The sequence below is a fragment of the Magnetospirillum sp. 15-1 genome (assembly GCF_900184795.1).
GTDB lineage: Bacteria > Pseudomonadota > Alphaproteobacteria > Rhodospirillales > Magnetospirillaceae > Phaeospirillum.
This window is the reverse complement of record NZ_FXXN01000027.1, coordinates 625690-633819: the sequence shown is the minus strand read 5'-3', so window position 1 is coordinate 633819 and position 8130 is coordinate 625690. Positions and strand designations below refer to the sequence as shown.

Below are 8130 nucleotides of genomic sequence, written 5' to 3'. Positions count from 1 at the left end.
GCCCGACGTGCCGTCCCCGTGCTGGCAGCGGCTGCCCGATTCCGCCGCCCATCAGGCGTTGCTGGAGGCGGCCGCCCGGCGCTGGGATATCCCGGCGCAAGCACGGGTGGTGGCCGGAGAGGCGGGCGCGGTGGTGGTGGTCAATCCCAACAATCCCGACGGACGGATCATCGCCCCCGAGCGGCTGCTCGAACTGGCCGGCCGTCTGGCGGCGCGCGGCGGCATACTGGTGGTGGACGAGGCGTTCTGCGACGAGCGGCCCGATCTGTCGCTGACCGCACTGGTACGGCCCGGTCTGGTGGTGCTGCGCTCGTTCGGCAAGTTCTTCGGTCTGGCCGGGCTGCGCTGGTGGCCCGGTGCGGCAAGCCGGAGATGATCGTGTCCGACAACGGCACCGAGTTGACCAGCAACGCCGTGCTGAAATGGGCGCAGGACCACTGCATGCAATGGCACTACATCGCCCCCGGCAGGCCCATGCAGAACGGATTCGTCGAGAGCTTCAACGGCCGCATGCGCGACGAACTGCTCAACGAAACGGTGTTCACCAGCATGGCCCAGGCCCGCGCCGTCATCGCCACCTGGGTCGCCGACTACAACACGACCAGGCCGCACTCGGCCCTGGGCTACCAGACACCGGCGGCCCACGCTGCCAAACTCAAAGCAATGGGGCCGGCCTCTCCGCCCCTCCGGGGCTCCGAGCCCGGCCCCATTGCTCAGACCGCGCCACACGGCGTAACTTCGCCCAAGGCTCTACTTACGGCCGGATGAAACTTCCAAGGCAGGTCACCTTCAGCCGCCCAACGGACATAGGGCACCCCGTCCCGATCCTGCCGCCCACGCAGATTGTCCGCCGGGCAGAAGAAATGCGGGAGCACAGCGTAGCCGTCGCCCACACGCCAACAGGCCGTGACCACGGTCAGATCGGAATTGCTGGACAGGTCCACCCCAAGCCAGCACGGCGCACCGGCCAGCGCGTCCAGATCGAGCGGTTCCTTGCCCGCGTCATACACATCCATGGGCACAAACGGATCAACACTGTGGTCGAGCCAGACGTTGAGATGAAGTTGGCGGAACGCTTCCCGATCCGCCGGGCGGCTCTCGGCTTCCCTGGCAAGCTGGCGTAGCCCCTCGATATCAGGAAATCCCTGCTCAAGACCTGGATTGACGCGGCGCCACACCGATTCATCGCGCCAATCGGCATCCGCTGAAGTCTCCAGCAGGATCGGCAACGTACCGGGATCGTCGATTTCACCACGGGCCACGCGGCGGGCGTAATCCACGATGTCGAAGGCCACGTTGTTCTGACCCCGCCCCGCTGTGGTGATGACGGTCAACAGACTGCCGGGCGTCTTCACCAGACCTGTACGCAGCACGTCCCAAAGTTCACGCTTCGGCCACGCATGTAATTCATCCACCAGACAATATGTAGGCGTAGTTCCATGTTGCCGGGCCGCATCGCACGAGATAGCACGAAGGCTGCAACCCGACTTCGGGTGCTCGATGCGATGGCGATAGTCGATAAACCGCAAGCGGTCAGCGATACGCTTGTCCTCTTTGCAGATGCCCGCCGCTTCCTCGAACCCGATACGCGCCTGTTCACGGTCGGATGCAGCGAACAGTGCCAGACCACCGGGGACTCGTTCCGGCCCGATGGAATGCAGCAGGCCCAGACCAGCGCCCAACGATGTTTTCCGATTACCACGGGGCAGGAGCATGACGACCGTGCGGACGATCCGCCGCCCGTCAGGATGGCAGGGACCATAGATCTTGCGGACAATCCGTTCCTGCCAAGGCGTCAGATCGAATGCACGACCGGGCAAGCGGGACTTGGGATGACGCAGGCGGCGAAGGAAATTCACAGCCCGTTCGCCATGTCCGAGGGGGTCGGGGATGTCGGAGCCGTCAAACAGCCATTCGGGGTAGGCGCTGGTGCTCATAGATCAAGGTCCGCAAGATCATCGTTACCGCCATTGGCGGAAAGAGCCTTGTTGCGACTTGCAGGTGATAGGCCAAGCTCCGCAGCCAAACGGCGAAACTCTGTGAGCGATTGGAAGAGTGTTTGAAATGCCGGGTGTCGCTTCTGGTCGCCCTTGTCGTTCGTCACCATATCGCCCTCAACAGCGATGACCTGTTGCATCCGTCTTATGGTCCCGGCGGCGAGGCAATAGGCTTCGAGAACTGGCAAGTCCTCCTTGGTCAAGGTTTGACGTTGTTTAAGACCGGGAGTGACGCGCTTCCATTCCGCCTTGGCTTCGTCGGGCAGCCACGAGGGGGCAGGCGGAAAGCGAGACAATCCGCCATCTACGGCTTTCAGTTCTGGCTTTCGACCCTTCATTTTCGTACCCTTGTAGGCGATTTGCTCAATTCTCTTCTCTCAAAAGCGTGACCCCACATCGGTCGCGGCTCCCATGGTGGGGAAAAAATGAACCCCCTATCCCCCTCGACGGCCATGGGTGCGGTTATGACAAGAGCGATGAATTGCTTTGAGATTTGAGGGATCGTCCGAACCACCGTCGCGCTTCTCGATCACATGGTGCGAAGTATCCGCACCGGGCCTGCCGCACACTTGGCAAATGCCTTGGTCTCGCCAGATCACGGATAAGGCCAGCTTCCTCCACGCTTGGGTTCCATACTGCCGGTCAATGGCATCCGTCCGAACGCGCTTGGAGGCACAGCGAGGACATGGCCGTCCTGCCGGGATGATGGCACCGCAACCACAGATGCGAGGGGCAGCGTAGGGCATCGGTCAGCCCCTCACCTGCAAGTCAATGCGAGCCAACTCACCACGGATATAGAGCGGTTTGACAGCGATGATCGAACAGGTGCGGCCCAGGAAGACGACCTTGTCCGTGGTCTTGGGGATGCGGGTATCAGTCGTGGTCGTGGGCATCTGACCACCGGGCCATTGCGCACGCATGATATCGGTGGGTGACAGGATCACATTCGAGTCGCCCTGTGTGATGGTGCCAATCAACTGTTCCGTCTTGTATGCGCGCACGATGGCGCGGCATTCCAACGACAACATGACTTGATTGGGGAGGCTGCCAGTGGTCCGCGTGATCGTGATCGGCTGGCCGACACGCGCAATGGCACGATCAAGCGCGGCGACTTCCGGTATCATCGAACCACCGCCCGCACGCTTACGACCGCATTGCTATAGGTGCCGGTCGTCACGACCTTCACGCGCAGCCGATCACCGAGCACGCCGTCCACCACGGCATCGTCAGCAAGCGCGCCATCGGTCGGAGTAATCGGGGTGGTCCGGGGAGTCAGGCCGCTCGCATTCATGACCTTTACGGCGCCGGTCGTGGCGAACGCGAAGCACGCAATGTCGATCCAGGTGTTGCCCTGATCCAACGAAGTTTGAACGTAGGCTTTGGCACTGGTGCCGCCAGTACCCATCACCAGCCGAGCCGAGATGGTCACAGCCGACATCCCGTCGAGATAGAGAATAGGCGTTTGTGCTTCGGAAATCGCCGTCGTGATGGCGCGTTCGGACCAGGATGCGGATTTAAGTCCTATCGCCGAATCGTGACCAAATGATCACGATGCGGGGATTTTGTGTCTGTGAAACGCTGGGGTCAAGCAAAACGTGAAGTCTCTGCCCTTTGGCCATTGATTTCTCAAAAGCTTGAATCAGGGACCATACGGCAAATTTACCAGGAACTGCGTGAAACCGGACAAGTCTCGGTTTGCCAGGCGCAGTTCTATGAGCAAATAAACCGCCGCCTCCAGCCCAATCCGACCTCCAGCCGCTCAGCAAGTAGCGACCTTGTTGCGCGTGTTGTCTCTCCCTCAACCGTGCTCATCCCGGTCAACCGCAACGAGGTGGCCACCGCTTCCCCTGTGGAAGCGGGACCAACCGCCACGTTCGAACACGACGCTCGAGCCAGAGATCTGGACGAGCTTTTCTAACGGGAGCACAGACATGGAAGTTAACTTCATCCTTCAAGGCAAAGGCGGCGTCGGCAAATCACTGATCGCCTCGCTGTTGGCCCAGTATTTCCGCCCCCAGGAGCAACCCCTCCTATGCGTTGATACCGATCCGGTCAACGCCACCTTCTCCGGCTACAAAGCGTTCGATGTCGAAACCCTGAACATCATGGATGGGGACGACATCAACCCGCGCACCTTCGATCAGTTGATTGAGCGGATCATGACCGCCGAAGCCGGCCGCATGATCATCGATAACGGGGCCAGTACGTTCGTCCCCCTCTGCTCCTACCTGCTGCAGAACGACGTGGCGAGCCTCCTGAAGGAAGGAGGGCACACCGTACGGCTGCACTCCGTCATCACCGGTGGGCAGGCGCTACCCGACACCATCGAAGGCTTCGCCTCGCTTTGCCGCAACATCGGCACGGCACCCGTGGTGGTGTGGCTGAACGAGTATTTCGGCAAGCCGGTCCACAACGGTAAGACCTTCGAGGAAAGCAAGGTCTATGAGAAGAACAAAGCACGCATCCACAGCCTGGTGACCATTCCGGCGGTCAAACCGGAAACCTTTGGCCAGGACATGCACAAGATGCTGACGCGCCGGGTCACCTTCGATGAAGCGGATGCCAGCCCCGACTTCACCATCATGGAACGCCAGCGCCTGCGCATGATGAAGCGCACGCTATTCACCAATATGGGCAAGGCGCATCTGTGATGGACGCGCCGATCTTCGACCCGGAAACGGGCGAGGTTCTGGAGGGGGGCGGCGTTCAGCCGCCCTCAATCCAGGCCATGAGCCTCGATGATGCCCGCGCTCTGCTCGTTCGTCTGCACGGCGTAGCCATCTCCAGCGACGATCCGATTCTGATGGCGGTCAGTTTGCATCAGGGCTTTGTCGCGGATTACGAAGCCATGCTTCGTCGCCATGACGAAGCAATCAAGGGCTTCCTCGGCGCAACCGGAGAAGCCTGCGTGCAGGCGGTTGATGCGGTCCTGTCCAGCCTTAAGGACAAGACGGTCAAGGCGTCACTCGACCAGGCGTTCGCGCTGGTAGAGCGCCAGGCCGTAACCATGGACGCACTGCTACGCCAGTTGCGGCGTCATCGCCTCATCCACGCCCTTCTCACGCTCGTGTCGGTGGCCAGCTGCGGACTGGCCATCGCCGTCATTCGTTCCGCCCTTCGATAAGGAAGTATCATGCATAGAAAGCAGATCACGTCGTTCGCCCTTTCCGCCCTTCCCGTCCTGCTGACGGCCGGGGCCGCCCTGGCCGCCGATGGAGCGGATTGGGCCGCGCCCGTCGAGACGGCGGCGAAGACCCTGACCACCACACTGGTGACCATCGCGGGCGCAATTATCGGCCTCGGCATCGTCGGCTACGGCATTTGGGCGGCCCTGAACCAACGCATCGAGCTTCAGAAGATCTGGATCTTCTTTGTCTGCGGCCTGCTGGTCAGCATCGGCCCCGGATTGATGATGTGGTGGATCAACCAAGTGAAATCCGCAGGCTGATCCGATGAAGGCGCGGTCGGTAGTTTTCACCCACATACAAATGCCCGGAACAATCTTCGGGCTGCCTCCTCGAGCCGTCCTGCTGAGCGTGCTGGCAGGCATCGTCGCCTTCTTGGCGGCGATGCTGCTGGGCGTCATGTGGGCATCGTTCCTGGCTCTGGCCGGAGTAATGGGGATCGGCCTCACGATCAGCTACCGTCTCGGCCGCTCCGACCGCCACATTGAAACCGTCATCCTTACCACCCTCACCTTCTGGTGGGGGGCTTCCCGCCGATGGCTACTGACAGGAGCGTTCCCTCGGCGCTCCCCTGGGGGCCGCTCATGAGCCTGTGGCCACTCGCTATCGGTATGGGAAGCGCCGCCGTGGCTGCCGGAACTCTCGTAGTTCCGGCAGCCCGGCGTCTGTCATTCGGCTCCGTGAAATTCGACTGGCTCGGCAACGAGCTGGAACTTGATCGCGTTGATAACGACCGCATGACCATCCGGACCAAAAGCGGCACGGTGATGCGGGCCTGGCGCCTGGGCGGCACCGCCTATGACACCAAGCCAGAGGGCGAACAGGGCGCCCTGCATCAGGGGCGCACCGATTGGCTGCATGCCTGCGCATCGCGCAGCGTGGTGATTCGCCTGTTTGGCATAAAGCGCCGGCGAGAATCACTGATGCCCGCAACCTGGCCCAGCAACGCCCTGCAGGAGATCGGCAACGCGGAAGCGGAACGATATCGCAATGCCTGGGATTTGCGCTGGCATATGACGCTGCAGACCCCGGCCCTTCACCAGTTGGAAGAGGTGGATGAAAAGGTCAAGTCGCTGCTGACCCGTTACGCCCCTCAGCACTTGGCGCGGCCGGCGGATGCGACGGCCGACTGCCCGCTAACGGGCTTCCTGAATTTCCTGGTCTGTGGAGATCTGCGCGACGACCTTCGCGCCGTGTCGACGAATATCTCGGCAAACCTGCAGGGAGCGACCCCTGTTTTCGACAAGGCGACCGGGCAGTTCATGATGCATCTGCCCGAAACCTGGCTGCATCGGACCATCGCTGTCCACGAGTGGCCGGATCTGGTGTCGGGCCATCTGCTCCATGAGATCATGGCCATCCCGGGCGAAATTGAGGTGTCGCAGGTCTGCGTGCCGCTCGACAGCGATTGGGAGATCATGCTTCTCAATCGGGCCCTCAATAGCCCGGTTGGGCCGGCATTGGCCCGCACCGAGGCGAAGGCCGCCATCGAACTGCTGACGGAGGGCAAGACCTCCCGGTTCGCAACGCAGTTGACCATCACCATCCGCAGTCGGACCCAAGAAGAACTGGATGCCCTGACCTCTCACGTCGGCCGAGTGCTCGGCAACCGACGCGTCACGTACTCGGTACAGACGAAAGAGGCGCCCGTCATGTGGTTCAACCGCCTGCCGGATCGTCAGAAGCTGGCTAGGCCACTTAAGTTATTTTGCCAGGATATCGCGGCGATCTGGCCGTTCGAGAGTTCGCCGGTCGGCCTGACAGAATCGCAGTACGGCAAGGGACCGGTACGGTCGTTCATGACCGGGAGCGGCCAAGCCTACAATTTCCAGTTCCAGTGCAGGAATGCCGAAAAGGCGCTGGGCAACTTCTTGGTCGTGGCACCGGCGGGGGTCGGCAAGACCTCGCTGATGATGCATTTACTCGGCGGCCTGGCAAAGTTTGCCGGCGTCCGCTCATTCATCTTCGATTCCAAGGAGGGTGCCCGCTACACGGTCGAAATGCTGGGCGGGCTTTATCAGTCCTTCGACAAACTGTCTCTCAATCCCCTCGACTGCGACGATACCCCGCTCAATCGTCAACGCCTGGCGCTGCTGGTGCGGTCCATGTTGGGAGAGGCCGGGCAAAGCGACGGCATTGAGGAGATCCTTTCTCACGTCGTGGAAACAGCCTTCCACCTACCGGTGGAGGCACGAACCTTCAACAAGATCTATGACCTGACTTTCCCAACCGACAGTGATGCCAAGAAGGCATTCGCCCGATGGGTTACTGACGCTCGGGAACGAGCTGGCCTCTATGCCAGAACATTCAATGCGCCCCGTGACAGCTTGGCCAGCGTCCTCGACCAGTCATTCCAGATCGGCATTAACATGAACGAGGCGCTGGAAGACCCCAACCTGGGGCCACCGGTGGTAGCGCACATTGCCGGCGCCATTGAACGACTGGCCAGAGGTGGGCGCGCGAAGGGCTTCGCCATCTTCATCGACGAGGCCGCCAAGCTGCTGCAGAACGGCCCGTTCTGCAGCCTGGCTGCCGAGATGTACCGCGAGTACCGCAAATTCGGCGGCGCCGTAGGCATGGCCTTCCAGGACCCCGGCGCCCTGCACAAGTCCGGGATCGCGGATGCGGTAATCGAAAACACCGCGTCGTTCTTCTTCTTTCCCAATCCGCAGGGCAACCGCTCGGCCTATGAGACTTTCAATCTCAACGACGAGCAAAAGGGCTTTATTTTCGGGGCGCCAGAGGGGCGCAAGGTGCTGCTAGTCAAGCGGGACGCGGCCACCGGCTTTGAGGAATCGGCAATCCTGGATGTGGATCTGGCCCCCCTCGGCAGGGCGGTAAGGTTCTACCGTTCCGGCCCCGATGCCGTGCGCGATCTGCTCGCCCACCAGGAAAAATGGGGGGCGGCATGGCCAGAACACATCTGATCTCACGTCGGCCATTGAGGC

Annotated in this window: 10 protein-coding genes and 1 pseudogene; 7 read left to right on the top strand and 4 right to left on the bottom strand. The window is 61.5% G+C overall.

Annotated elements, in window-relative coordinates; all coding sequences use genetic code 11:
* The coding region (locus tag CP958_RS27145; RefSeq protein WP_242443035.1) for an aminotransferase class I/II-fold pyridoxal phosphate-dependent enzyme at positions 1 to 376 on the top strand (376 nt) is incomplete at its 5' end.
* A pseudogene (locus CP958_RS21275) lies at positions 343 to 768 on the top strand (transposase family protein); the annotation flags it as partial. The gene CP958_RS27145 and the pseudogene CP958_RS21275, both read left to right, overlap by 34 nt.
* Here the strand turns inward: CP958_RS21275 and CP958_RS21270 are convergent.
* The 4 genes from CP958_RS21270 to CP958_RS21250 all read right to left on the bottom strand — a co-directional run bounded on the left by CP958_RS21270 (position 714) and on the right by CP958_RS21250 (position 3426).
* A complete protein-coding gene (locus tag CP958_RS21270) occupies positions 714 to 1937 on the bottom strand; it encodes a terminase large subunit (protein ID WP_197706434.1) in 1224 nt (407 codons plus the stop codon). The pseudogene CP958_RS21275 and the gene CP958_RS21270 overlap by 55 nt on opposite strands.
* Positions 1934 to 2335: a phage terminase small subunit P27 family gene (locus tag CP958_RS21265; protein WP_096704171.1), complete on the bottom strand. Its 402-nt coding sequence runs from the start codon at positions 2333 to 2335 to the stop codon at positions 1934 to 1936. Before CP958_RS21265 ends, CP958_RS21270 begins: the two co-directional genes overlap by 4 nt.
* 411 nt (positions 2336 to 2746) lie before the next feature.
* Entirely contained in the window at positions 2747 to 3121 is a 375-nt protein-coding gene (locus tag CP958_RS21255; RefSeq protein ID WP_096704169.1) for a hypothetical protein, read from the bottom strand.
* The gene (locus tag CP958_RS21250; protein WP_141400606.1) at positions 3118 to 3426 is read right to left on the bottom strand and encodes a hypothetical protein; all 309 of its coding nucleotides are present in this window, start codon (positions 3424 to 3426) and stop codon (positions 3118 to 3120) included. The genes CP958_RS21255 and CP958_RS21250 overlap by 4 nt, the downstream gene beginning before the upstream one ends.
* A gap of 141 nt (positions 3427 to 3567) precedes the next feature.
* Here CP958_RS21250 and CP958_RS26110 point away from each other — a divergent pair, with 141 nt between their 5' ends.
* From CP958_RS26110 to CP958_RS21225, 5 genes are all read left to right on the top strand, one after another.
* Entirely contained in the window at positions 3568 to 3915 is a 348-nt protein-coding gene (locus CP958_RS26110; protein ID WP_141400605.1) for a hypothetical protein, read from the top strand.
* Between the two features lie 13 nt (positions 3916 to 3928).
* On the top strand, positions 3929 to 4648 hold the full coding sequence (locus CP958_RS21245) for a conjugal transfer protein TraL (RefSeq protein WP_096704167.1): 720 nt from the start codon (positions 3929 to 3931) through the stop codon (positions 4646 to 4648).
* Positions 4648 to 5121, top strand: a complete 474-nt coding sequence (locus tag CP958_RS21240; protein WP_096704166.1) for a hypothetical protein — start codon at positions 4648 to 4650, stop codon at positions 5119 to 5121. Before CP958_RS21245 ends, CP958_RS21240 begins: the two co-directional genes overlap by 1 nt.
* 9 nt (positions 5122 to 5130) lie before the next feature.
* Positions 5131 to 5445 carry a DUF6750 family protein gene (locus tag CP958_RS21235; protein WP_096704165.1) on the top strand — a complete coding sequence of 105 codons (315 nt, stop codon included), beginning with the start codon at positions 5131 to 5133 and terminating at the stop codon, positions 5443 to 5445.
* Positions 5446 to 5766: 321 nt separating this feature from the next.
* Entirely contained in the window at positions 5767 to 8109 is a 2343-nt protein-coding gene (locus tag CP958_RS21225; RefSeq protein WP_242443033.1) for a type IV secretion system protein VirB4, read from the top strand.
* Positions 8110 to 8130 lie beyond the last annotated feature (21 nt).

What these genes read in the sequence shown, in the direction of transcription:
- CP958_RS21240 (WP_096704166.1), top strand. Translation starts at nt 4,648, where the DNA reads ATGGACGCGCCGATCTTCGACCCGGAAACGGGCGAGGTTCTGGAGGGG.
- CP958_RS21265 (WP_096704171.1), bottom strand. Translation starts at nt 2,335, where the DNA reads ATGAAGGGTCGAAAGCCAGAACTGAAAGCCGTAGATGGCGGATTGTCT.
- CP958_RS21270 (WP_197706434.1), bottom strand. Translation starts at nt 1,937, where the DNA reads ATGAGCACCAGCGCCTACCCCGAATGGCTGTTTGACGGCTCCGACATC.
- CP958_RS21225 (WP_242443033.1), top strand. Translation starts at nt 5,767, where the DNA reads ATGAGCCTGTGGCCACTCGCTATCGGTATGGGAAGCGCCGCCGTGGCT.
- CP958_RS21255 (WP_096704169.1), bottom strand. Translation starts at nt 3,121, where the DNA reads ATGATACCGGAAGTCGCCGCGCTTGATCGTGCCATTGCGCGTGTCGGC.
- CP958_RS21245 (WP_096704167.1), top strand. Translation starts at nt 3,929, where the DNA reads ATGGAAGTTAACTTCATCCTTCAAGGCAAAGGCGGCGTCGGCAAATCA.
- CP958_RS21235 (WP_096704165.1), top strand. Translation starts at nt 5,131, where the DNA reads ATGCATAGAAAGCAGATCACGTCGTTCGCCCTTTCCGCCCTTCCCGTC.